Below are 23,637 nucleotides of genomic sequence, written 5' to 3'. Positions count from 1 at the left end.
TATGATGAGAATAGCGTTGGGAGGGGGGTGCCATTGGTGTACGGAAGCTGTGTTTCAATCTTTAAAAGGGGTTGAAAAAGTGGACCAAGGCTATGTCGCTTCGGTGGGAGAAAATCAGGCGTTTTCAGAAGCGGTGATTGTTTATTTTAATACAAAAGTCATTGCGCTTAAAACCATTATTGAGATTCATTTATACACTCATAAAAGCACCTCTAACCATTCCATGAGAGGGAAGTATCGTTCAGCGGTTTATGTGTTTTCCGAAAAACAAAAACAAGACGCAAAGCTAATTATTAAAACGTTTCAAAATGATTTTGATAATTTATTAATAACGCAAGTGCTTGATTTTGCTGCTTTTGAAGCCTCCCGTGAGGCAATTCAGAATTATTATTATAAAAATCCTAAAAAACCGTTTTGCGAAAGTTTTATAAACCCTAAACTTCAATTGCTTTTGAAGCAATTTTTAATCCATACCGATCAAGATAAAATAAAGAATTATGTTTTATTGTTATGAAAACCATAGAAACTAAAGCACTTTGTTTAAATGCTCTCTCGATCGGGTTCTAAGAAAAAAATAAGGGAAATTTCTAATTTATTAAAATGTTTAAAAGATGCAAAGAACAAAATTGAATATTCAAAATAAAAAAGGACATGCATTGCAAGCATATTTAGAGCTTCCTGCAGGCCAAAAACCACATTACTATGCTGTTTTTGCACATTGTTTTACTTGTAATAGCTCGTTTTCTGCAGTTAAAAACATCAGCAGATCGCTTACCAGTCACGGTTTTGGCGTGGTTCGTTTCGATTTTACGGGTTTAGGGAGAAGTGAGGGTGAGTTTTCTGAAAGTCACTTCTCTGCAAATGTGGAAGATTTATTGGCCGTTAACGATTATTTAAAAGAACATTACCAGGCACCTTCGTTATTGGTGGGACATTCTTTGGGTGGTGCAGCAGTTATTGTGGCGGCATCTAAATTAGAGAATATTAAAGCGGTAACCACTATTGGTGCACCTGCAACTGTAAACCATGTTACGCATTTGTTTTCTCACGGCATCGATGAGGTTAAAGAAAAAGGAGATGTGGAAGTGGATATAGGAGGAAGACCGTTTAAAATCAATCAAGAATTTATTGCCGATTTTGATAAAACCGATTTGCCTGAAATTACTAAAAATTTACGTAAGCCTTTATTAATTATGCATGCGCCCTTCGATAAAATTGTGGGCATTGAAAATGCAGAGATGTTGTACAAAAATGCCTTTCACCCAAAAAGTTTTGTGAGTTTAGACGATGCCGATCATTTGCTTTCTAATTCAAAAGATAGTGAATATGTGGGCGATATAATAGGTACGTGGGTAAAGCGGTATTTTGAACCTCAAGATAATAAGATATTGGATGTAAAGGGCGAACAATTGGTGGCACATTTAAATGTGGCAGAAGATAACTTTACAACAAGTATCCAAACCAAGAAACATGATTTTATAGCAGACGAACCAGAAAGTATGGGGGGCGACGACTTTGGGCCTTCTCCTTATGATTTTTTAAGTGCAGGACTTGCCGCATGTACAGTTATGACACTTAAACTTTATGCCGAACGTAAAAAATGGGATTTACAAGAGGTCTTTGCTTATATTACCTATTCTAAAAAACATAGTGAAGATTTAATGTTAGGCGATGATAAACCAAGCCGAATAGATCATTTACAGAAACGATTAAAATTTGTTGGGAATTTAGATGAAGCTCAAAAAGATAAATTAAAAGAAATTGCTTCAAAATGTCCTGTGCATAGAACATTACTTAGCGAAACGGTTATTGAAACGGAACTTATAGATTAAATAGCATGACAAAAATAGGGTTGGGATTGGCTGCATTGGGACGACCAGAATATATTAATATTAGAGCAGATAAAACCATCGATAAATCTAAGGAAGCCTTTAGGGAAAATGCTTTTGCAGTATTGGATGAAGCCTATAAATTAGGAATTCGGTATTTTGATACGGCACCATCGTATGGTAAGGGGGAAACTTTTTTGAACGACTGGAATAGCCAGAGAAACCACAGCGATGCCGTGCTTGGAACGAAATGGGGCTATACTTATGTGGCCAATTGGGAACTAGACTTTAATGGACAGCACGAAGTTAAATCACATCAATTAAATAAGCTTTTAGAGCAATGGGAACTGTCCAAAAACATGTTGCCCAATTTAAAATATTATCAAGTGCATTCGGCCACTTTTGAAAGTGGTGTTTTAGAAAACCAGGAGGTTTTACGTAAACTCTATCAAATAAAAAAAGAAACAGGGCTGCAAATAGGTATCACAACAAGTGGTCCCAACCAAAAAGAGGTTATTGAGGCGGCTCTTAAGGTTGAGAACAATAACGATGTCTTATTTGATAGTTTTCAAGTGACATATAATGTATTGGAGCAGTCTGCTTTTTCTATATTAAAAGAGGTACTTCAACAAGGAAAAACAGTTATAATTAAGGAAGCTTTGGCAAACGGTCGTGTGTTTGAAAATGCGAATTTTTCCAATTATCAAACATCCTATACCGTATTAAAGGCATTAGCACAAAAGTATAAAGTAGGAGTAGATGCTATTGCTTTACGTTTTGTTATAGACTGTTTACATCCTGATTACGTGCTTAGTGGTGCTTCTAATACTATCCAGCTTCAGCAAAACCTAGAGGCTCTGCATTTTAAGTTTTCAGAAGACGAGTTAAGTGTGTTGAAGGCTTTAGGGGTTTCTGGTGAAGCTTATTGGAATGAACGTAGCCGGTTAAGTTGGAATTAGAATAGCTTTCTTTACGACTAATAGGTTTAGATTTTGTGTGTAATATCTTTGTTTAAAAGCATATTCTCTGTAATTTTCAATCAAATAAGGTATCGTATCATGCTCTTAACTAGAAAAAACAATTCATGAAAGCCATTTTGCATAGAGTTCTCAATTACATTTATAAGTTGGAAAGTAATATTGCATTTTATCCAAGCCTTATAAGTTTAGGTGGTTTTTTGTTTGCTTTTTTAATGTATTATGTAGAGCATCTGCATGTTTCTAAGTACTTAGTAGAGCACGTGCCGTGGTTGGTTATTAATAATGTTGAAACCGCTAGAACCATTCTCACTACTTTTATAGCAGGCTTAATCTCTATAATGGTTTTTAGTTTTTCAATGGTTATGATTTTGCTTAATCAGGCGTCCAGTAATTTTTCTCCTAGAGTTTTGCCTGGCTTGATTTCCAATAGACGACACCAAGTTATTTTGGGTATCTATAATTCCTGTCTGTTATACTGCATTTTTACTTTAATTTCTATAGAGCCTACAGGCGATAAGTACCAGCTTCCAGGGTTTTCAGTGCTATTGGCTATTGTTTTTATGACGTTCTGCCTAGGGGCTTTTATTTATTTTATCCATTCCATATCTCAGGAAATTCAAATTAGTAATATCATGAGCGTTATTTTTAACACCGCTAAAAATAGGCTTAATACGCTTGTCGAATTTGAAAAAACAGGAGAATCGAGCTTCCCAAACAGTGCCCATTGGCTGGTTTTAAAATCTAAAACATCTGGATATATGGAGGATGTTAGTTTAAGCGCTGTTTTTGAAGCGGTAAAAGATCATGGCGTTAAGGTGGATATTATGGTTTATAAAGGCGAATATGTTTTTAAAGGAAATCCCTTATTTAGAATTGAAAGAAAAATTAAAAGTGATGCTATCGATAGTATATTTTCTGCGTTTAATTTTTCAAAAAGTGAGTTTATAGAAGATAATTACGTGCTTGCTTTTAAACAGCTTACAGAAATCGCCGTAAAAGCGATGTCCCCTGGCATAAATGATCCCGGTACGGCAATTAATGCCATCGATTATTTAACGGAATTGTTTTTAATGCGGATGCGAAAGAAAGATAAAAGTTATTATTTTAATGCTTCAGGAGTCGCTATAGTCCATTTGAAAAGCACCTCATTTAAGGTTTTGCTCTATGAGGTAATGGGAGCCTTAAGAACGTATTGTAAACACGATATTGTTATTGTTCAAAAATTATTGGGCATGTTCGAGCATATGTTACAGCATACTGATACCGCAGAGGAATCTTATAAAAATATGGCATTAAGGGAAGCGGAAAATCTTTATGAGGATGCTTCAAGCGCCATAAGTAATAAAGCAGACTTAGAAGGGATCACCAAGCGACTTGGTATTTTGAAACATATCGCGGTATAAAAGAAGGGGTCAAATCGTTTAGGCAATTGCAATTAACATTGTAAATTTACAATGCTAAAATTTAATATTGAATATAAACATTATGAATACAGTTGATGGCTTGTTGGACCTTCTGGTTTTAGAGAAAATTAATGAAAACGAATTTAACGGTATCAGTGAAACTGTTGGAAATCCTATAGTATTTGGCGGACAGGTTTTAGCTCAGGCTTTAAATGCAGCTAGTAGGACCATAACCAATAAAAGGGTGCTGCATTCTATGCATGCTTATTTTTTGGAAACTGGTAATTTAAATTTGCCAATCACTTATAACGTGAGCATCATTAGAGATGGAGGGAGTTTTTCAGTAAGGCGGGTAACAGCACATCAAAAAGAGACGACTATATTTATTCTCTCGGCGTCTTTCCATCAAGAGGAAATGGGATATGAGCATCAAACAACAATGAAGCCTGGATTAAAACAGCCTGAAGATTTGTTAAGTTGGACAGAGATATTAAACCAATGGGGCGATATGCTGCCAAAGAGCCTCAAATCTTTTTTTGAAATTGAGCGTCCTATCGAATTTAAGCCTACCATAGTGGCTAATCCATTAGATAAAAAAGATTTGCCACCATTTTACGATGTATGGTTTAAGTTAAAAGGGAATGTTAAGGACTTAGATTTGGCAACAAAACAGCAAATTTTAACCTATATTTCTGATTATAATATTTTGGTATCCATACTTAATCCACATGCTAGTAAAGCGCATTGGGGCAACACACAAACAGCAAGTTTAGATCACTCTATGTGGTATTTTAGAGATTTTGATTTTAAGGATTGGATGCTCTTTTCTATTGAGTCGCCAAACGCTTCTGGTGCCAGAGGATTTGCTAGAGGGCATATTTTTACTAGAGATGGTAAATTGGTGGCGTCTGTAGCGCAGGAAGGGTTGATGCGACCTAAAAGCTAAACATTCAATAAAAAAACAGAAACAGTAAACGCTCATAAAAAACAGATACAATGAAGCTGCCACCACTAAAAATAGGGCATAGAGGCGCTAGAGGTCACTTAGCCGAAAATACGTTAGAGTCTATTAAAAAGGCTGTGGAATTGGGTATTGAAGGTGTTGAAATAGATGTGCATGTTTGTGCCTCTGGCGAGCTAGTCGTCTTTCATGACTTTACTTTGGATAGGGTGACAAATGGTTCTGGAGAAATTTCAAAATGGACGCTTTCAGAATTAAAAGAATTAAAGGTTTTAGATCACTATAGTATTCCCACTTTAGAAGAAGTTATGACTGTAATCGATAAAAACCTTCTATTAAACATAGAGTTAAAAGGAAAAAATACAGTAAGAAAAATAAGTGATTGGATTGATTTTTATGTTAATGAAAAAAAATGGAACTACCGAGATTTTTTAGTATCCAGTTTTCAATATGATTTACTGACATCTCTACGTAACATCAACCCTATGGTAATGTTGGGGGTTCTTACCGAAACCGATCTAGAGGCTGCAGTTAAATTCGCCAAAGGCATAAGCGCAGTATCCATTCATCCTGATTATACCATGTTAACAAAAAGGGCTGTTGAAAAAATACAAGCCCAAAACTTTCAGGTATTTACATGGACCGTGAACGACCCTTCGGCAATAAAACGATTGGAACATTATGGTGTTGATGGTATTATTTCTGATTTTCCCGATAGATTATGAATAAAAAAAACGTGATAATAATGGGTGGAGGTGCCGCAGGGTTTTTTACAGCCATTAATATAGCAGAACAAAACCCGAACTTAAAAGTAGCCATTCTAGAGCGTGGAAAAGAGGTGCTAACCAAAGTAAAAGTATCTGGTGGCGGCCGTTGCAATGTGACCCATGCGGAGTTTGTTCCTCAAGAACTAACCAAAAACTATCCCCGTGGCGAAAAAGAATTATTAGGTCCCTTTCATCAATTTATGACGGGCGATACTATAGAGTGGTTTGAAAAACGTGGTGTCGCTTTAAAAATTGAAGAAGATGGCAGGATGTTTCCGGTTTCTAATACTTCACAAACCATTATAGATTGTTTTTTAAATGAAGCCCAAAAGCATGGTGTTGAGGTTTTGTTGAACCACTCCGTAAAATCTATTGAAAAGCAACATCAAGTTTTTCAAATTGAAACCTCTCAAGGTGCATTTCTGTCTCAAAAAGTAGTAGTGGCCACAGGAAGTAATCCTAAAATGTGGAAATTATTAGAGGGTTTAGGCCATACCATTTCACAGCCCGTACCATCGCTTTTTACCTTTAATATAACAGACGAACGGATTAAAGATATTCCTGGCGTGGTGGCTTTACATGTTGAAATAAAAGTTTTAGATACTAATTTGTGGAGTGAAGGGCCTTTACTCATTACCCATTGGGGAATGAGTGCACCTGCTATTTTAAAACTTTCTGCTTTTGGGGCTTTGGAGTTGGCAAAACGGGATTATAAATTTAAAATAGAGATAAATTTTATAAGAAAAACTTTTGAGGATTGCTTGGAAGTTTTAAAAAGCAAGAAGCATGATTTGGCAAAAAAAACAGTATTTAAATCAGCGAGCTTTGATATGCCAAAGCGACTTTGGCAAAACTTAGTTTTAGCATCAGAGATGAATGCCGAAACCCGTTGGGCAGATTTAAATAAACAGCAATTGGAAAATTTAGCGCAGCAGCTTACTCTTGCTGTATTTGATGTGAATGGCAAAAGCACTTTTAAAGACGAGTTTGTTACAGCAGGAGGTGTGAGTCTTAAAGAAATAAATTTCAAGACCTTTGAGAGTAAACAGGTTGAAAACCTCTATTTTGCAGGAGAAGTCCTTGATATCGATGCCTTAACAGGCGGATTTAATTTTCAAAATGCTTGGACAGGGGGATATATCGTGGCTCAAAACATATCAAAATAGGTATTCGTCTCTATTAAGTTTTTAGAAAACGGTTATCTTTGCATGCAGATTAAAATCAACATGAAAATAGAACACTTTATTCTTGGTCCTGAGCGTTATCAGGAATATAATAGCTCGTTACATAGCGGCGCATTTACATGGTCGTCGCCTAGTAATATCGCTCTAGTGAAATATTGGGGAAAAAAGGAAAATCAAATTCCAGAAAATCCATCTATTAGTTTTACGTTGGATGCATGTAAAACTACAACAACATTAAAATATTCCAAAAAAGAAAGCGGTGCCGATTTTTCATTTGAAGTCTTTTTGGATGGCGAAAAGAAAGATGAATTTAAACCGAAAATCGAAACGTTTTTTAAGCGTATCGAACTTTATTTGCCGTTTTTAAGAGCGTATCATTTTAAAATTGAAACTTCAAATACCTTTCCGCACAGTTCGGGCATTGCATCTTCTGCATCCGGAATGAGCGCTTTGGCATTGTGTTTAATGAGCATGGAGAACCAGTTGTTAATGAGTTCTGAGGGCGGAAAGCCTCTTAATGATGGCTTTTTTACAGAAAAAGCTTCTTTTTTAGCGCGCTTAGGCTCAGGAAGTGCCTGCAGAAGTATTGAGGGTGATGTGGTGGTTTGGGGTAAGCATGCCGATATTGAAGGAAGCTCCGATTTGTTTGGGGTTAAATTTCCTTACACGGTACATGAGAATTTTAAAAATTACAACGACACCATTTTATTGGTAGATAAAGGTGAAAAACAAGTAAGCAGTACGGTGGGTCATGATTTAATGTATGGTCATCCGTTTGCACAAGAACGGTTTAAGCAAGCGCATAAACATCTATCTCATATGATAGATGTTTTAAAAAGGGGGGATTTAAAGGCTTTCATTTCATTAGTAGAAAGTGAGGCTTTAACGTTGCATGCTATGATGATGAGTAGTATGCCTTATTTTATTTTAATGAAACCCAGTACTTTAGAAATTATCAATAAAATTTGGGCGTTTAGAAACCAAACAGGATCCAACCTATGTTTTACGCTAGACGCTGGCGCAAATGTGCATGTTTTATATCCAGAAAAGGAAACAGAACAGGTGCTTGAATTTATTAAGAATGAATTAGTGGAGTATTGCCAAAATGGTCATTATATTTGCGATACCATTGGTTTTGGCGCAAATCTTTTGGATGAAGAATAAATCTCAAAGAAGGTTTTAAAACTCATTTGAGTTTCAAAATTTGATAAAAACAGAATATAATTAAAGATAAAAGCTTTAATTTTGCAGAAGATATTGTAGATTTAGAAGAGTGAATGGTATCAATACTGTTTTTTTAAATCTGGAATGTCTTAATATGTTAAGAGAGTAACACCTAATAACTAAAATAAACGGTATCATTCTGAAAATCATAATTGTATTCGTTGTATGGTATAGGTGTTGATAATGAAGATGATTTTATAATAAATTAACCCAAATCAAACGAAATACTTCCATTGCTCATGAGTGTTTCTAAAAAATTAAAATAGTGTAAATTGCTATCTTTTTGTTATTTTTTTAATCCATATCTATGAAAGGACCTCTATTTTACTCAAAAATATTACTCTTCGGAGAATATGGAATAATTAAAAATTCAAAAGGCTTATCGATTCCTTATAATTTTTACAAAGGTGCCCTAAAGACCTCTAAGAACCCTTCAGAAGGGGCTATAGAATCAAACAAAAGCTTAATGCGATTTGCAGCGTATTTAGAGGGGGTTTCTGCTGATTTGGTTGTTTTTGATATCGAATTATTAAAGCAGCATGTCACTGCGGGTATGTATTTCGATTCTTCCATTCCGCAAGGTTATGGAGTAGGAAGTAGCGGCGCTTTAGTGGCTGCTATTTATGATAAATATGCTTTTGATAAAATTACGGTTCTAGAAAACTTAACACGCGAAAAGCTTTTGAAGCTTAAAGCTGTTTTTTCTGAAATGGAGTCGTTTTTTCATGGCAAATCTTCTGGTTTGGATCCGCTTAATAGTTATTTAAGTATTCCTATTCTAATAAATTCAAAAGATAACATTGAAGCTACTGGTATTCCTGCACAACAAAGTGATGGAAAAGGAGCGGTGTTTTTAATTGATAGTGGTATTATTGGTGAAACAGCGCCCATGGTAGGTTTGTTTATGGAAAACATGAAGCAGGCCGGGTTCCGTAATATGATTAAAAATCAATTTATAAAACACACAGATGCTTGTGTAGACGACTTTTTAAAAGGGGACATGCCATCTTTATTTAAAAACACGAAACGCCTTTCCAAAGTGGTTCTCAACCATTTTAAACCTATGATTCCACAACAGTTCCATGAACTATGGAAAAAAGGGCTTGATACTAACGAGTATTATTTAAAGCTCTGCGGATCTGGCGGTGGTGGTTATATTCTTGGGTTTACAGAAGATATTGAGAAGGCTAAACAATCGCTTGCAGATTATAAGTTAGAAGTGGTTTATAACTTCTAAATTTATAAAGTTATATTGTCTCCATATTTATCGGGATAATTTCAAATATTTTTTATGTTAAACAGAAGGCAAAAACATATTCTCCTTAAGTTTTTTAGTATGTTTTCTGAAGTGCGTGGTTACAATATTTTAATAGTTGTAATGGCTCAATATTTAACCTCTATTTATATTTTGGCTCATGATAAGCCTCTAAGGGAAGTGGTTTTTGATGTTAATTTGCTTATGTTGGTTTTGGCATCTTCGGCCACTATTGCAGCAGGATATATTATTAATAACTTCTATGACTCTGAAAAAGACTTAATTAACAGACCTATAAAATCTCGTTTAGATCGGCTAGTAAGCCAAAATACCAAGTTATCATTCTACTTTGTCCTTAATCTTATATCGGTCGTTCTAGCCAGTTATGTGTCTTTTAGAGCTGTTATTTTTTTTTCAGTTTATATATTCCTTATTTGGTTCTATTCGCATAAATTAAAAAAACTGCCATTTATTGGAAACTTAACCTCTGCCGTTTTAACGATATCGCCTTTCTTTGTCATTTTTATTTATTATAAGAATTTTGAGCCTGTTATTTTTGTCCATGGTACATTCTTATTTATAATGATATCTATGAGAGAGCTTACTAAAGATTTAGAAAATATAAAAGGGGATTTGGTGCAAGGTTATCAAACTATTCCTGTGGTGTATGGTGAAAATGCCTCAAAAGTAATGCTGACTATCTTATCTGTATTGACCTTGCTGCCAGCTTATTTTTTGTTGTATCGTTTTGAAATTGGTTACATGTATCTTTATTTGTATTTGTGTGTATTTCTATTGTTGGTGTTTTTATTGCTTTTATGGCATTCCAAAACTAAAATCCACTATCTAATACTTCATAATATTTTGAAATTTATTATTGTTTCGGGTGTTTTTTCTATAGTTTTAATCAATGTTGGGTTGGTTTTAAATCGAATTTAAGAAATTCGGAATTCGGAATCCAAAATTCAGAATTTTAAAAAGTATCTTTGTCAAAAAATAACGAGTCATGAGTAGACATCAAGGAAGTAGTGGAAAAGGAAAACCTTCTGGAAGAGGGCAGCAAAATGGAGGAGGAAAAGGTTCCGAAAAAGGTGAAATAAGCAATCCCAAGAGCAAAAGTTTTGCGCGCGGAAATGCGCCTATTAAGAAAACTAACGTGACCCCAAAGAAATCGAGTAACCCTAATGAAATACGTTTGAACAAATATATCGCCAACTCTGGTGCATGTTCTAGACGTGAAGCCGATGTGCATATAGCTACTGGTTTGGTTTCTGTTAACGGAAAAGTGGTTGTAGAAATGGGGTATAAAGTGAAAATAGGGGATGAAGTACGGTTTGATGGTGCACGGGTAAACCCAGAACCAAAGGCCTATGTGTTGTTGAACAAACCAAAAGGGTTTGCAACGACCACTAGTGAGGGGAAAGGGAGAACAGTAATGGATTTGGTGGCAAATGCTACTACATCCAGAATAAAACCCATCGGGCGTTTAGGGAGAAACTCCAAAGGCTTGTTGTTGTTTACTAACGACGATACTATTCACGACAAATTTACAAACTCTAAAAAAGGGGTTACCAGGTTGTTTCAGGTGGAGCTTGATAAAAATTTAAAGCTTGAAGATTTAAAAAAAATACAGACGGGTTTTAAAGTTGAAGGTAAACTAGTTGCGGTTGAAGAAGTAAGCTATATTGATGGAGCTTCCAAAAAGGAAATTGGCTTAAAAATAAAAAACACAGGTAATAGTATTATTCGAACGATATTTGATTATTTAAAGTATGAGATTATTAGTCTGGACTGTGTAGCTATTGGCCATCTAACCAAAAAAGATATTCCCCGAGGTAGCTGGAAGCATTTAAGCGAACAAGAATTGAATACCTTGAAAATGCTATAAGCACAAACGCTATTTAATATATAAAAAAGCCTCATGGGCTTTTTTTTTGTTATATAAAGGAAATGAGTTAGTTTTTTGATTGTAAAAGATCGGCTTTGCCTATTATTAAGTTTATATTGTACTAAATTCCGTTATTAATGAAAAAAACATTACAAATAGGCAATGGGCTAGCATTTGTTTCGGTGGTTTTTATAAACTACCTGTCTAATACCGGAGTTCTTAATGGCAGCACTATAGGGGCAGTTTCAAACCGGTATACATCACTTTTTACACCTGCGGGATATACTTTTGCTATTTGGGGGCTTATATATTTTATGCTTTTTGGCTTTGTAGTTTACCAAGCTAAGAGTCTTTGGTCGAAAACAATAAACCCTGATAGTTTTGTTATAAAAACAGGATGGTGGTTTATATTGTCTTGCTTATTTAATGCATTATGGGTAGTGGCATGGCTTTACGAATATACTGGGGTGTCTTGTGTTTTGATGTTTTTGCTTTTGTTTTCTTTACTCAAAATAGTTGTAAACAATAGAATGGAGCTTGACGATCAGCCGCTTGCTGTTATCGCATTCTTATGGTGGCCATTTGTGGTGTATAGCGGCTGGATTGCAGTGGCTAGCATTGCGAACGTTTCGGCGTATTTAGTGAAAATAGAGTGGAGCCGTTTTGGTCTATCGGAAATTAGTTGGACTGTAATGGTTATTTGTGCTGCCGTAATTCTTAATATATTAATGGTCTGGAAAAGAAATATGCGTGAGTTTGCCGTAGTTGGCGCTTGGGCACTTGTAGGCATTGGTGTCGCAAATAAAGACCAATATAACACTGTAATGTATGTGGCTTTTGGGGGCGCAATAGTACTCACTTTGATTGTCGCTATTCATGGATATCAAAACAGAAAAACTAATCCCTTTGCAAAGCTTATGGATAACGCGCTTTAAGATGTAAGAATATTAAAGACGATACATTGTTCTGATAAAGTGCTTATTGTAATTGAGGTTTTTTTTGAAACGCAAAGCGCTTGTTATGAGTGTTTTGTGTTTGCTTTTGCTCTTTGAGCTATAGCCCGTTGTTGGGTGTGCCCTGCTAGTAATGGTGTTAATAATTGTTGTGAAAAAAAATAAAAAAAACATTCAAAAATACGATGTAATACAAATATTTATATTTCATTTGTACCGCATTTAACTAAACAAATTGAGACCTGTTTATATGTTCGGGCTTTTGAAAATTTGGAAGTCATTTTCAAGAGCAGCTTACCGATTAAGCCACCGGATTTTAAAGTTAACTTCCCCCTTGCCCATATATGCTAGTCAGCATCATTATGGCTTTGTACCTACTACTCAGAATGAAATACAAGTTTGATATTCGTTATTTTTTTGTTAGTTTAACACTTAGTTAGATTAAATTTTTACATCTTTAAACTTTAAAAATAATAAATGAATACTAAATATATAGATTTAATAAATCAGACTTTTGATTTTCCACAAGAAGAATTTGCACTTGAAAATAAAACATTGGAGTTTCATGGCATCAACCTTATGGAATTGGTAGAAACATATGGTGCGCCTTTAAAGTTCACATATTTACCACAAATCTCTAACAATATAAACAAGGCAAAACAATGGTTTGCCAATGCAATCGAAAAAAATAATTATAAAGGTACTTATAGCTATTGTTATTGTACAAAAAGTTCACATTTTAAACATGTATTACATGAGGCTTTAAAAAACGATATTCATATTGAAACGTCGTCTGCATTTGATATCGATATTGTTGAAAATTTAAAAGCAGAGGGTAAAATTTCAAATGAGACTTACGTTATCAGTAATGGTTTTAAACGCGAACAATACATATCTAATATTGCTAGATTGATAAATAATGGTCATAAAAATGCCATTCCCATAATAGATAATTATGAAGAAATCGATTTGCTTTCCGAGGAAATAAATGGCAAATTTAATGTAGGAATTCGTATTGCATCAGAAGAGGAGCCAAAGTTTGAGTTCTATACGTCTCGTTTGGGCATTGGTTATAAAAATATAGTGCCCTTTTATAAGAATCAAATTCAGAAAAATAAAAAAGTAAACCTTAAAATGCTTCACTTTTTTATTAATACAGGCATTCGTGATAATGCCTATTACTGGAACGAGTTATCGAAATGTTTAAAAGTTTATACGAGCTTAAAAAAGATTTGCCCCACTTTAGATAGTTTAAATATTGGTGGAGGTTTTCCTATAAAGAACTCTTTGGTTTTCGATTTTGATTATGAGTATATGGTCGATGAAATTCTAAACCAAATACAAAAAGTATGCGAAGAAGAAGAAGTAGACGTTCCCCATATTTTTACAGAATTTGGTAGCTTTACAGTAGGAGAAAGCGGCGGTGCTATTTATGAAGTGCTTTACCAAAAGCAACAGAACGATCGCGAAAAGTGGAACATGATCAACTCTTCATTCATAACCACTTTACCTGATACCTGGGCGATTAATAAGCGTTTTATCATGTTGCCTATCAATAGGTGGCAAGAAAGCTACGAGCGTGTTCTATTAGGTGGTTTAACTTGCGATAGCGACGACTATTATAATAGTGAGCAGCACATGAATGCCATTTATTTACCAAAATACAATAAGGACAAGCCCTTGTATATTGGGTTTTTCAATACAGGCGCCTACCAAGAAACCATAGGTGGTTTTGGTGGTTTGCAACACTGCTTGATTCCGTCGCCAAAACATATCTTAATTGATCGGGATGAAAACGGAAATATTACAACAGAATTATTTAGCGAACAACAGAAAAGTGAAGACCTTCTTAAAATATTAGGGTATAAATCAAGTAACGGTAACGATTTAAAATAAAGCAAAAAAAATTAATAAAAAATTATCAAATGACAACTAATAATTATGCTGGAATACCAGACGAATTCGCAAAGTTAGATAGTGCGAAAATCGTGTTGATTCCTGTACCTTATGATGGTACGAGCACGTGGCAGAAAGGATCGGATAAAGGTCCGGATGCGTTTTTGGATGCTTCTGCAAACATGGAACTTTACGATATTGAAACCGATACGGAAGTTTACCAACAAGGTGTTTTTTTAGCAGATGCCATTACCGAGAACACCTCGCCTGAAGCGATGGTGGATGCGGTACATAAAACAACCAAAAAATATATTAAAAAAAACAAATTCGTTACTGTTTTTGGTGGAGAGCATTCTATATCTATAGGTACTATTCGCGCGTTTAATGAAATGTTCCCGAGTTTAACAGTGTTGCATATTGATGCACATGCCGATTTACGAAAAAGTTATGAAGGCACAAGCTGTAATCATGCCTGTGCAGTGTATGAAGCCAGTCAAAACACTAATTTAATACAAGTTGGTATCCGTTCTATGGATGTTATGGAGAAATCTGTAATGGATCTAGAAAAAACCTATTTCGCACACGAAATGGCTATTGACGACACATGGATGGATGCTGCAATCGATCAAATGACCGATAACGTATTTATTACATTTGATTTAGATGCTTTCGACCCGTCCATTATGCCTAGTACTGGAACACCAGAACCAGGTGGACTATTGTGGTATGAAACCCTAGAATTTTTAAAACAGGTCTTTAAAGAGAAAAATGTAGTAGGATTTGATATTGTAGAGCTTTGTCCTAATAAAATAGAGAAATCCTCAGATTTCTTAGCTGCAAAATTGTATTATAAGATGTTAAGTTATAAATTTATGGACGAAGGCATAAATGACGAATACGATAATACTTTCGATATTTCAAAACAAAAGAATAACACTTCAAAATTTAATGATGACGATGAGTACTAAAGGACCAATATCACAATTTATAGAAAAACATTACCTGCACTTTAATGCAGCGGCTTTGGTTGATGCCGCTAAAGGCTATGAGGCACAATTGGAGTCTGGTGCAAAAATGTTAGTGTCTCTTGCAGGTGCTATGAGTACTGCAGAGTTGGGAAAAAGTTTTGCAGAAATGATCCGTCAGGATAAAGTACAGATTATTTCGTGTACAGGAGCTAATCTTGAAGAAGATATTATGAATCTAGTTGCCCATTCCCATTATAAACGTGTGCCAAACTACCGAGACCTAACCCCTCAAGAGGAGTGGGATTTAATGGAGAAAGGTTTAAATCGTGTTACAGATACATGTATTCCAGAGCATGAAGCCTTTAGGCGATTACAAGAACACATCCATAAAATATGGAAAGATGCCGATGATAAAGGAGAACGTTATTTGCCACATGAGTATATGTATAAAATGTTACTGTCTGGCGTCTTGGAGCAGTATTACGAAATCGATTTAAAAGACTCGTGGATGTATGCTGCCGCAGAAAAGAATTTACCTATAATATGTCCAGGTTGGGAAGATAGTACCATGGGAAATATTTTCGCAAGCTATGTTCTAAAAGGCGAATTAAAGGTAAGTACGATGAAATCTGGAATAGAGTACATGACCTTTCTAGCAGATTGGTACACGAAAAATTCATCAAAAGGTATTGGCTTCTTTCAAATAGGAGGTGGTATTGCAGGCGATTTCCCAATATGTGTTGTGCCTATGCTCTACCAAGATATGGAACGAACAGACACACCGTTTTGGAGTTATTTTTGTCAAATTAGTGATTCTACTACAAGTTATGGTTCGTATTCAGGAGCTGTGCCAAATGAAAAAATCACATGGGGTAAATTAGATATCAATACTCCAAAATTTATTATTGAAAGCGATGCGACTATTGTTGCCCCACTAATATTTGCTTATTTATTAAACATGTAATTATGACTAAAAGAAACGATAATCTTAAACGTGTAATTGTCGATTTTAAAAAATTAACACCAGAAATTTTGGCCTTGCTCGTTGAAAAATATCCACATGGATATGATGACGATAATGTTATTTCCTTTAAAAATGCCAATAACGAATGGGTAGAATGTGTAGAGGTTACTACTGCAGATACCAAGTATTTAGTAAAAGTGAGTACTAAGCTCGCACTTACTATGGAAAATTACGATGAAGATGATTATGAGGATTTTGAAGGCAACGATCCAGAAGCCATACAAGAACCCGACATCATGGATGAAGTCGACGAAGACGATAATGAATAAAAATAAATGATATGAGAACTGCTGTTTTTAAGTCGTATGAAAACGGTTTTTACATTTTTTGGTTTGAAAATGGGGAAGAATTAGCCTTTGAAGAGTTACATCCCCGAGTTTTAAAACAATTCGATTTAAAGCATGATGAACGTTTTATAGATCAAAATTTTAGAATAACATTTGTTGAGAATGCCGACGGGGATGATGTTATTTATAGGGTAGAAAGCTTAAAGCCGATTTAAAATTATGCCTATAATCACATGATTTTGCTTGGCTTTACTTGGCCTTAAATGTAAAAGAAACCGAAACGTTTTATACTTATATAGGGGTTTGGTAAAGCGACGAGCGCCCAAAATTGGATAGGTATAGATTTTATGGTCATTAAAATGGCCATAAAATCTTTAAACTCCAGTTTCCATCATTCAAACTATGTTTTTAAGGAAAACCTTGTCCTGAATCTGTAGGGAATTGTCGATTTAAAATAAAGCATTTGATTAACGTTAAACCCTATTAACTAAATTTAGCTTAAGTTGAAAGTGTTTGCTGTTATAAAATCAGGTGAAGAGTATATCTCCTTTTTTACAAAAGCTACGTTTTTGGTGTAAAAGAGCTTTAAAGATTCAAAAGAAGTTCTTAAATCATAGCGCGTATCCATACTATTTTAAGATTATTTATTAATTATTTTTTTTAACTTAAATCCTTTAATTAATATAGAAACACACTTATAGCAAACATCGCCAATAACTTTAAGCTAAAGTTATTATAAGCATATCGGGCTTTTGGTAAATCGGGTTTCCGATAAACTTTATTAAAAAAACGAAAAACAGTAGAGATGAAAATTAAAAAAATAATTGTGTTAAGTGGTTTGGTTTTATCCTTTGTGGTATTAACAAGTTTTAAAATGGTTTTTAATCCTAGTGCTAGTCTTGAAAATGAAATACTGCAAAAGGGATTTATTATTTATGCTACCTATGATGGTCATGAAAGTTATGGTTATAATTTCGTTACGAAGGGTAAGGACAATGAGGAATATACGCTTACCTTTCAAAAAGTAGATGCTAATGTTTTAAAAACGTTTGATTTGAATTCAGATGCTTTATTAAAAACCAAATTTAAAATCACTTTCGATAAAGACATAAAAATGACTAAGGATGCCGATGGTTATGAAGATGAAAATGAAGAAAACACCATTACAGCTTTAGAAAAAGTGTAGTTTTATCAATTGTTATATAATGCATTAGGCCTCCTGTATGGAGGCTTTTTTTATTTTAAAAATATTGTAAAGGAATATATGAGATATAGGTTTGGTCATCCTTCAGAGTAAAACATATGGCTACACTAGCGAGCCGTTAGCGTTTTTTTTAGCTATAAGCTCATACAGTAACACACCAAAAACGACACCATATTCTAAGGCGATTATCCATAGGTTTTCAGACTTGTCTGCTTTGCCTACATCCATATATGATAAATAACTGAGTATGATTACAAAGCTCCAAACCAGTGGGAACTTATACGTGGTAAAAACGGAGAGAATTAAAAGCATTGCTATATACCATGGGTGCACCGTTGAAGCTGTAAAATAATAAAAGGATAGAACCATTATCATTGAGCTTATCAGCTGGGTGCTTGTTATGTTTTTTTTGTAAAATGTAATTATCAAAACAAATACAATTACAACCATAGGCGTTACTTTTCCAATGAGAGCAATTTGGTTATAACCGCTAAACATATAGCCTATTTCTCTAAAAACATAATACAAGCTGGCGTTAAACTCGAAACTATAAAACCACAGTCCTACTGTTTTGGTATAATTTTTTATAAACTGAGAAGAAAAGAAAGGTAAAAAGAGCAAGCCGCTAATTAAAAGAACAAGTAAAGAAAATGCTATAAAAGTTTTCATCCCTTGTCGGTTATAGTGTGTCTTAATTTCTTTTGGAAAGCAAGAAGCTATAGTTTTTTTATTACGTACCGGTTTATTTAAGTTGTTCCCCTGTTTCAAAAACCACTGAAAAAACAAGGGCATAAACATAAGAGGTATCAATTTTACAGATATAGATAATGCTAAAATACATGCGGCTAATTGCCATTTTCCGGAATGTAACAGGTAAAGACTCCAAATTAGGAAGAAGATCATGACACTTTCGAAATGAAGGTTCCCAGTGAGTTCTATGATAATAAAAGGGTTGAGTATAAACCAAAAAATAGTATAAACCGAAAGGTTTAATTTCTTTAATAGTTTACTGCCAAAATAAAGGGTTCCGAAGTCTGCGGCAATAATGAGCAAGCGCATAGTGGCTACGGCGCCCAGAATACTTTTACCGCTAAATACTGCGGCAATAACAAAACAGAATTGGTTTAAAGGCGGATAGTTACTAAAGTGGCTCGCATTAAGTGTACCCATGCCCAAGTAGAGCTCTTCGGCTTGCGCTATGGGAAACTCGTTATTACTTATAAAAGATTCAACAGTATGTAAATATGGATTAAAGCCTTGCATAATGAGTCTACCGTCCCAAATAAAACGATAAAAATCCTGTGATAGATTAGGAATGGCCAAAATGAAAATCGCTCTAAAAATAAAAGCGACAGCCATCAAATAGGTTGGCTGGTGTTTCCAAACGTGCACTAACTTATAAAACAGAAAAAACAAAGCGGTGTACAGGAGCATGAGCTTTGTGTATTCGGTGCGTTGCAAATCATATGCAAATAAGCCGTATAACAAGCTACTTATAAGCACCATAACGATAGCGTACTTATTCGTGTTTAAAAATAATGGTTTTATAGGCATAAGCCGAAAATCATTTATTATCTATCTGCAATGTGCTAAGCCTCTTTGAGGTGTTTCTAAATTGAAAAAAGCATAATCTTTCTCTTTTAAACTTTCGAGGTCAAGGATTTAAAAAACACATACCCAAAGCCTGAAAACAGCATGAGATGAAAGGGGAAGAGTCCGAAATCGCCACCTTGGTCGCCAACAATAAAAGCACTGTACATACCAAACCCGAAGTAAAGCATAAGAAGCCCTTCAAAGATCACGTGTACAGATACCGTTTTTTTTATGTATTTATTGTTTTTCCAATTGTCCTTATATTTGCTAATATTAAACTTAGGAGTACGTATAAATTCACTTTTCTTTCCCATATGTCCCTCTAGCACAGCAATGGAATTATGTAATGAAAAGCCCATGGCTATAGAAAAAAACACAAAAAACATACCTATATATTTTATAAAGTTTTTAAAACCACTTCCATAAATGTTTTTATACATAAACCAATAACAGATGAAGAAAATAATACTGCTCATTACAAAGAAACTCATAAAATAAAAATAAGGTCTTAAATGTGCATACTCGTTTTTAATATATAGCATCGGAACGCTTAAAATACCAACTATAAGTACATTTAAAAACATAGTACTATTTAGTAAGTGCAGTAAACCGTGTAATTTGGTTTTGGGAGAAATAGTCTTACTTCTTAAAACACGCCCAAGCATTTTTCTAAAGTTTTCTGCACCACCTTTGTTCCATCTAAATTGCTGTGAACGGGCAGCACTTATAATAATAGGTAATTCTGCAGGAGTTTCAACATGTTCAAGGTATTTAAACTTCCAGTTTTTTAATTGCGCACGATAGCTCAGATCCAAGTCTTCTGTAAGCGTGTCTCCTTCCCAGTTTCCAGCATCTATAATACAGGTTTTTCTCCATAAACCCGCAGTACCATTAAAGTTAATAAAATGTCCTTTACTGTTTCTTCCTGTTTGCTCTAATGTGAAATGGGCATCTAATGCAAAGGCTTGAATTTTTGTAAGTATGGAGTAGCTTCGGTTGATATGTCCCCAACGCGTTTGTACCACACCAATTTTATCATCCTTAAAATAAGGAACGGTTTGCATTAACCAATCTGGTTTTGGTAAAAAATCGGAATCAAATATGGCAATAAATTCGCCTTTGGCCACTTTTAGGCCTTCTTTTAATGCACCAGCTTTATAGCCTGAGCGATCGGTACGGGTAATGTGCCTGATATCTAAACCTGTGGCTTGGATTTTTTCAACATGCTTTCGAGTGCTTTCAACGGTTTCATCTGTAGAGTCGTCCAGCACTTGGATTTCTAACTTGCTTTTTGGGTAATCTATTAAAGCAATATTGTCAAGCAGCCGTTCCATAACATACATTTCGTTATAAACGGGCAGTTGAATGGTGATGTAAGGCACCTCATCGGGATTTGACATGTCGAATAGCGGCGAATCATCCTTTTTTCTTTTGGATGACAAGTAATTTACAAGCAGGTTTAGCTGTGCTAATGAATATAGGAATATAAGAATAAGTGCAATGGTGTAAATTACTATAATCGTGGTCTCTATAATCATCTTTTAATGCTGTATTTAAAAATCCAACCTAATATTTTTATGCCTGCAAATATAGCGCCTTTTATGGTTCCTGATACTTTTGAGACGCCAATTCTATTACGATAATTTACAGGTATTTCAGTATATGAAAATTTATGTTTTAAAACTTTTAATTGCATTTCTACAGTCCAGCCATATGTTTTGTCCTCCATTTTAAGGGCTAATAATTTTTCGTATTTAATCGCTCTAAAAGGGCCTAAATCCGTAAATTTAGCATTGAAAAATAAATGCATAAGAGTGGTAGCTAGCCAGTTGCCGAATATTTGAGGTTTCGTCATGGAGCCTGGTGCTCTTAATGCTTTTACACGAGAACCTATCACGAAATCGATACCATCGTTTATAATGGGTGCTATTATTTTATCTAATGCCTCGGGGTAATCACTGTAGTCGCCATCTAAAAACACAACAATATCAGGTTTGTCTTCTTGATTTTTAAGATACTCCATCCCTTTTAAACACGCATAACCATAACCTCTACGGGGTTCCAATAAAACGGTAGCACCAGCTGCTTTGGCATTATGTTCTGTTTGATCTGTGGAATTGTTACTAACCACAATGATTTCATTTACGGTGCTAGGAATATCATGGATAACGTGAGCTATGGAATCTGCTTCATTATATGCAGGAATGATGACTTTTACTTTCGTCATTTAATAATGATGTGTTTATTTTCTATTTTACGGTACAAAGTTAATTTATTCTTTTAGTTTTTAAGGAAGTATCGCTGCCCATTTTCTTTATTTCATATGAATTAGCTAAGTTTCTAGAGGTTTTTTAAAGAACTGAAGCTTTTTAGTGTGTTTAATGTTTTTTGGCTTAATTTGAAAGGTGTAAAACGGTGATAATGTATGTGTTGCTTGAATGTACTTTTGTGTACGAATGATTACTTTTATTAGGCTTGGAAGGATTAAGCATGTTTTGTAGAGCTAACGAAAACAGAATAGTTAAGTTAGCTCTATAAAACATGGTGATTTGTTATTAGAAAAAAGAGTCTTATTTTTGTAAAGAGGCCTCTGATAAAGTTCTAAACCTTATTTCTTATTTAACAAGTCCATTAAATTTACATCATTTCCTAATAAGATATCATTAGAGTTGATACGACCGTTCATAGCACCATTTTCTAATTTTAAAACACCTCTTGGACAAACGGCACTACACACACCGCAACCCACACAACTGGAGCGTACAATATTTTCACCTTTTTGGGCATATGCACGTACATCGATACCCATTTCGCAATAAACAGAACAATTTCCACATGAAATACATTGTCCGCCATTAGTGGTTATCCTAAATTTTGAAAACATACGTTGTTGGAACCCTAGTATGGCGGCCATGGGACAACCAAAACGACACCAAACCCTATTGCCTAATATCGGATAGAAACCTGTGCCCACAACACCCGAAAATATCGAACCGATATAGAAGCCATAAGCAGCCCGTAAACTACTGGATTTTATTAAAAAAATGTTGTCTGTAGCACCCGTGTAATGCATAAGGAACAAAACCATAATAATTACAAAATAACCAATAGCGCCATAGCGAGCGTCTTTGGCAAGTTGCTTGCGCTTAAATACCATAACCAAACTGAATACTAAAGTTAATAGTAAACCAACACCTAATAGAAGTACTTTACGGGTTAACCAAAACTTATTGGGATCATTGCCCAAATAGGTATAAACTACAGCCGTGGTCATTAAAATTGAAAATACTAAAACCGTATGTACCAACCAGCGCTCAATTTTCCATGCCGATAGTTTTTTACTGCTTAAGTGCCTAAAAGGGTCGCCAACTGTTTCGGCCAAACCACCACAACCACAGACCCACGAGCAGTACCAGCGTTTCCCATATTTATAGGTTAAAATAGGTGATACCACGAAAATAGACAAGACACCAAAAATTAAAAGCAATAATCCCAGTCCTCCAGAAGATAAAAAACCATTTATAGACCAACTATCAAAAAGATAATAATTTAGTGGCCACATGCTTTTTAAATCATAGTAAGGGAGGTTATAACCAGGGCTTTTATTTAGCCTGGCCATAAATTCTGGTATCAAATAAGCAAATCCGAGTTGAAAAAACATAACCGAAACCGTACGTAATTGTTGGTAGCGGTTGTGACGGTATTTAAGCATGAATTTATATCCGAAAATTAAAATTGCCAAGGTATATAATGTGCCGTAAACAAACCATTGGCTCGCAGGGTTTCCACTTAACATGTAACTTAAAGGGTCGAATAATGAAATAAGACCTGTGTTTTTAGAACCATCTGATGCTAGACCTAAATATTCTGGATAAAAATACAGAACAATATAAAAGCCCGTAAGTACAATGCCAACAATCCATCCCAATATGCCTCTAGAGGATATCGATTTAAACCAAACTCCATCGTTTTTGATTCCTTTAGATGCCGTTAAGTACAAGTCGTTGGCAAAAATGATTGTTCCTATAGCAATAAGGGCTAAAGACGAGGTAAGAAAAATGGCTTTATTAGGGAACTCGGCATTAAACAAGGCCAATACGAAAATGAATAGCCCTACAACCCCTAAAAAAACGGCTATTTTTTGTTTTATGGATAAATCGTTAGCTTCGGGTTTCGCTAAAGACATGCTGTGGTTTAATTTCGAACTCATGGTTTTTTTAT

General features: G+C 34.8%; 22 protein-coding genes. 18 read left to right on the top strand and 4 right to left on the bottom strand.

All coding sequences use genetic code 11. From position 1 onward, the window contains the following. Position 1: 1 nt before the first annotated feature. The 18 genes from ACFFU9_RS12005 (at position 2) to ACFFU9_RS11920 (ending at position 17,805) form a co-directional block, all read left to right on the top strand. A complete protein-coding gene (locus tag ACFFU9_RS12005; protein WP_379861695.1) occupies positions 2-514 on the top strand; it encodes a peptide-methionine (S)-S-oxide reductase in 513 nt (170 codons plus the stop codon). 97 nt (positions 515-611) lie between these two features. Then, complete coding sequence (locus ACFFU9_RS12000) at positions 612-1,832, top strand: bifunctional alpha/beta hydrolase/OsmC family protein (RefSeq protein WP_379861694.1); 1,221 nt, start codon at positions 612-614, stop codon at positions 1,830-1,832. Between the two features lie 5 nt (positions 1,833-1,837). Then, positions 1,838-2,788, top strand: a complete 951-nt coding sequence (locus ACFFU9_RS11995) for an aldo/keto reductase (protein ID WP_379861693.1) — start codon at positions 1,838-1,840, stop codon at positions 2,786-2,788. A gap of 125 nt (positions 2,789-2,913) precedes the next feature. Beyond that, positions 2,914-4,212, top strand: a complete 1,299-nt coding sequence (locus ACFFU9_RS11990; RefSeq protein WP_379861692.1) for a DUF2254 domain-containing protein — start codon at positions 2,914-2,916, stop codon at positions 4,210-4,212. Positions 4,213-4,294: 82 nt separating this feature from the next. Continuing rightward, positions 4,295-5,158, top strand: a complete 864-nt coding sequence (locus ACFFU9_RS11985) for an acyl-CoA thioesterase (protein WP_379861691.1) — start codon at positions 4,295-4,297, stop codon at positions 5,156-5,158. A 50-nt stretch (positions 5,159-5,208) separates the two neighbouring features. Beyond that, positions 5,209-5,898, top strand: a complete 690-nt coding sequence (locus ACFFU9_RS11980) for a glycerophosphodiester phosphodiesterase (RefSeq protein WP_379861690.1) — start codon at positions 5,209-5,211, stop codon at positions 5,896-5,898. After that, on the top strand, positions 5,895-7,106 hold the full coding sequence (locus ACFFU9_RS11975; RefSeq protein WP_379861689.1) for a BaiN/RdsA family NAD(P)/FAD-dependent oxidoreductase: 1,212 nt from the start codon (positions 5,895-5,897) through the stop codon (positions 7,104-7,106). The genes ACFFU9_RS11980 and ACFFU9_RS11975 overlap by 4 nt, the downstream gene beginning before the upstream one ends. A 60-nt stretch (positions 7,107-7,166) precedes the next feature. Beyond that, positions 7,167-8,288: a diphosphomevalonate decarboxylase gene (locus ACFFU9_RS11970; RefSeq protein ID WP_379861688.1), complete on the top strand. Its 1,122-nt coding sequence runs from the start codon at positions 7,167-7,169 to the stop codon at positions 8,286-8,288. A gap of 367 nt (positions 8,289-8,655) precedes the next feature. Then, a complete protein-coding gene (locus ACFFU9_RS11965) occupies positions 8,656-9,585 on the top strand; it encodes a mevalonate kinase family protein (RefSeq protein ID WP_379861686.1) in 930 nt (309 codons plus the stop codon). Positions 9,586-9,639: 54 nt separating this feature from the next. Continuing rightward, positions 9,640-10,542, top strand: a complete 903-nt coding sequence (locus ACFFU9_RS11960; protein ID WP_379861684.1) for a geranylgeranylglycerol-phosphate geranylgeranyltransferase — start codon at positions 9,640-9,642, stop codon at positions 10,540-10,542. A 67-nt stretch (positions 10,543-10,609) separates the two neighbouring features. Continuing rightward, positions 10,610-11,491 (top strand): pseudouridine synthase, encoded by an 882-nt coding sequence (locus ACFFU9_RS11955; protein WP_379861683.1) that lies wholly within the window; start codon positions 10,610-10,612, stop codon positions 11,489-11,491. Positions 11,492-11,628: 137 nt separating this feature from the next. Further along, the gene (locus ACFFU9_RS11950; RefSeq protein WP_379861682.1) at positions 11,629-12,426 is read left to right on the top strand and encodes a TspO-related membrane protein; all 798 of its coding nucleotides are present in this window, start codon (positions 11,629-11,631) and stop codon (positions 12,424-12,426) included. Positions 12,427-12,921: 495 nt separating this feature from the next. Further along, positions 12,922-14,340 carry an arginine decarboxylase gene (locus tag ACFFU9_RS11945; RefSeq protein WP_379861680.1) on the top strand — a complete coding sequence of 473 codons (1,419 nt, stop codon included), beginning with the start codon at positions 12,922-12,924 and terminating at the stop codon, positions 14,338-14,340. A gap of 29 nt (positions 14,341-14,369) precedes the next feature. Beyond that, complete coding sequence (gene speB, locus ACFFU9_RS11940) at positions 14,370-15,308, top strand: agmatinase (RefSeq protein WP_379861679.1); 939 nt, start codon at positions 14,370-14,372, stop codon at positions 15,306-15,308. Then, on the top strand, positions 15,298-16,272 hold the full coding sequence (locus ACFFU9_RS11935; RefSeq protein WP_379861678.1) for a deoxyhypusine synthase family protein: 975 nt from the start codon (positions 15,298-15,300) through the stop codon (positions 16,270-16,272). The genes speB and ACFFU9_RS11935 overlap by 11 nt, the downstream gene beginning before the upstream one ends. A gap of 2 nt (positions 16,273-16,274) precedes the next feature. Further along, positions 16,275-16,601: a hypothetical protein gene (locus ACFFU9_RS11930; RefSeq protein ID WP_379861677.1), complete on the top strand. Its 327-nt coding sequence runs from the start codon at positions 16,275-16,277 to the stop codon at positions 16,599-16,601. Positions 16,602-16,612: 11 nt separating this feature from the next. Beyond that, positions 16,613-16,834 carry a hypothetical protein gene (locus tag ACFFU9_RS11925; protein WP_379861676.1) on the top strand — a complete coding sequence of 74 codons (222 nt, stop codon included), beginning with the start codon at positions 16,613-16,615 and terminating at the stop codon, positions 16,832-16,834. Positions 16,835-17,424: 590 nt separating this feature from the next. After that, entirely contained in the window at positions 17,425-17,805 is a 381-nt protein-coding gene (locus ACFFU9_RS11920) for a hypothetical protein (RefSeq protein WP_379861675.1), read from the top strand. A 120-nt stretch (positions 17,806-17,925) separates the two neighbouring features. Here the strand turns inward: ACFFU9_RS11920 and ACFFU9_RS11915 are convergent, their stop codons facing one another. The 4 genes from ACFFU9_RS11915 to ACFFU9_RS11900 all read right to left on the bottom strand — a co-directional run bounded on the left by ACFFU9_RS11915 (position 17,926) and on the right by ACFFU9_RS11900 (position 23,626). Beyond that, complete coding sequence (locus ACFFU9_RS11915) at positions 17,926-19,377, bottom strand: MptA/MptB family glycosyltransferase (RefSeq protein ID WP_379861674.1); 1,452 nt, start codon at positions 19,375-19,377, stop codon at positions 17,926-17,928. An 86-nt stretch (positions 19,378-19,463) separates the two neighbouring features. Further along, complete coding sequence (locus tag ACFFU9_RS11910) at positions 19,464-20,954, bottom strand: cellulose synthase family protein (RefSeq protein WP_379861673.1); 1,491 nt, start codon at positions 20,952-20,954, stop codon at positions 19,464-19,466. Next, complete coding sequence (locus tag ACFFU9_RS11905) at positions 20,951-21,643, bottom strand: glycosyltransferase family 2 protein (RefSeq protein WP_379861672.1); 693 nt, start codon at positions 21,641-21,643, stop codon at positions 20,951-20,953. The genes ACFFU9_RS11910 and ACFFU9_RS11905 overlap by 4 nt, the downstream gene beginning before the upstream one ends. A 381-nt stretch (positions 21,644-22,024) precedes the next feature. Next, on the bottom strand, positions 22,025-23,626 hold the full coding sequence (locus ACFFU9_RS11900; protein ID WP_379861671.1) for a 4Fe-4S binding protein: 1,602 nt from the start codon (positions 23,624-23,626) through the stop codon (positions 22,025-22,027). Between the last annotated feature and the right edge of the window lie 11 nt (positions 23,627-23,637).

This window comes from Mariniflexile ostreae, assembly GCF_042427585.1.
Taxonomy (GTDB): domain Bacteria; phylum Bacteroidota; class Bacteroidia; order Flavobacteriales; family Flavobacteriaceae; genus Pseudalgibacter; species Pseudalgibacter ostreae.
This window is presented reverse-complemented; position numbering and strand designations above follow the sequence as displayed.

Bases quoted from the DNA above. Each gene is read 5' to 3' on its own strand.
- ACFFU9_RS11975 (WP_379861689.1), top strand. From the start codon at position 5,895: ATGAATAAAAAAAACGTGATAATAATGGGTGGAGGTGCCGCAGGGTTT.
- ACFFU9_RS11955 (WP_379861683.1), top strand. From the start codon at position 10,610: ATGAGTAGACATCAAGGAAGTAGTGGAAAAGGAAAACCTTCTGGAAGA.
- ACFFU9_RS11945 (WP_379861680.1), top strand. From the start codon at position 12,922: ATGAATACTAAATATATAGATTTAATAAATCAGACTTTTGATTTTCCA.
- ACFFU9_RS11960 (WP_379861684.1), top strand. From the start codon at position 9,640: ATGTTAAACAGAAGGCAAAAACATATTCTCCTTAAGTTTTTTAGTATG.
- ACFFU9_RS11990 (WP_379861692.1), top strand. From the start codon at position 2,914: ATGAAAGCCATTTTGCATAGAGTTCTCAATTACATTTATAAGTTGGAA.
- ACFFU9_RS11965 (WP_379861686.1), top strand. From the start codon at position 8,656: ATGAAAGGACCTCTATTTTACTCAAAAATATTACTCTTCGGAGAATAT.
- ACFFU9_RS11985 (WP_379861691.1), top strand. From the start codon at position 4,295: ATGAATACAGTTGATGGCTTGTTGGACCTTCTGGTTTTAGAGAAAATT.
- ACFFU9_RS11925 (WP_379861676.1), top strand. From the start codon at position 16,613: ATGAGAACTGCTGTTTTTAAGTCGTATGAAAACGGTTTTTACATTTTT.
- ACFFU9_RS12000 (WP_379861694.1), top strand. From the start codon at position 612: ATGCAAAGAACAAAATTGAATATTCAAAATAAAAAAGGACATGCATTG.
- ACFFU9_RS12005 (WP_379861695.1), top strand. From the start codon at position 2: ATGATGAGAATAGCGTTGGGAGGGGGGTGCCATTGGTGTACGGAAGCT.
- speB (WP_379861679.1), top strand. From the start codon at position 14,370: ATGACAACTAATAATTATGCTGGAATACCAGACGAATTCGCAAAGTTA.
- ACFFU9_RS11995 (WP_379861693.1), top strand. From the start codon at position 1,838: ATGACAAAAATAGGGTTGGGATTGGCTGCATTGGGACGACCAGAATAT.
- ACFFU9_RS11930 (WP_379861677.1), top strand. From the start codon at position 16,275: ATGACTAAAAGAAACGATAATCTTAAACGTGTAATTGTCGATTTTAAA.
- ACFFU9_RS11935 (WP_379861678.1), top strand. From the start codon at position 15,298: ATGAGTACTAAAGGACCAATATCACAATTTATAGAAAAACATTACCTG.
- ACFFU9_RS11910 (WP_379861673.1), bottom strand. From the start codon at position 20,954: ATGATTATAGAGACCACGATTATAGTAATTTACACCATTGCACTTATT.
- ACFFU9_RS11970 (WP_379861688.1), top strand. From the start codon at position 7,167: ATGAAAATAGAACACTTTATTCTTGGTCCTGAGCGTTATCAGGAATAT.
- ACFFU9_RS11900 (WP_379861671.1), bottom strand. From the start codon at position 23,626: ATGAGTTCGAAATTAAACCACAGCATGTCTTTAGCGAAACCCGAAGCT.
- ACFFU9_RS11920 (WP_379861675.1), top strand. From the start codon at position 17,425: ATGAAAATTAAAAAAATAATTGTGTTAAGTGGTTTGGTTTTATCCTTT.
- ACFFU9_RS11950 (WP_379861682.1), top strand. From the start codon at position 11,629: ATGAAAAAAACATTACAAATAGGCAATGGGCTAGCATTTGTTTCGGTG.
- ACFFU9_RS11980 (WP_379861690.1), top strand. From the start codon at position 5,209: ATGAAGCTGCCACCACTAAAAATAGGGCATAGAGGCGCTAGAGGTCAC.
- ACFFU9_RS11905 (WP_379861672.1), bottom strand. From the start codon at position 21,643: ATGACGAAAGTAAAAGTCATCATTCCTGCATATAATGAAGCAGATTCC.
- ACFFU9_RS11915 (WP_379861674.1), bottom strand. From the start codon at position 19,377: ATGCCTATAAAACCATTATTTTTAAACACGAATAAGTACGCTATCGTT.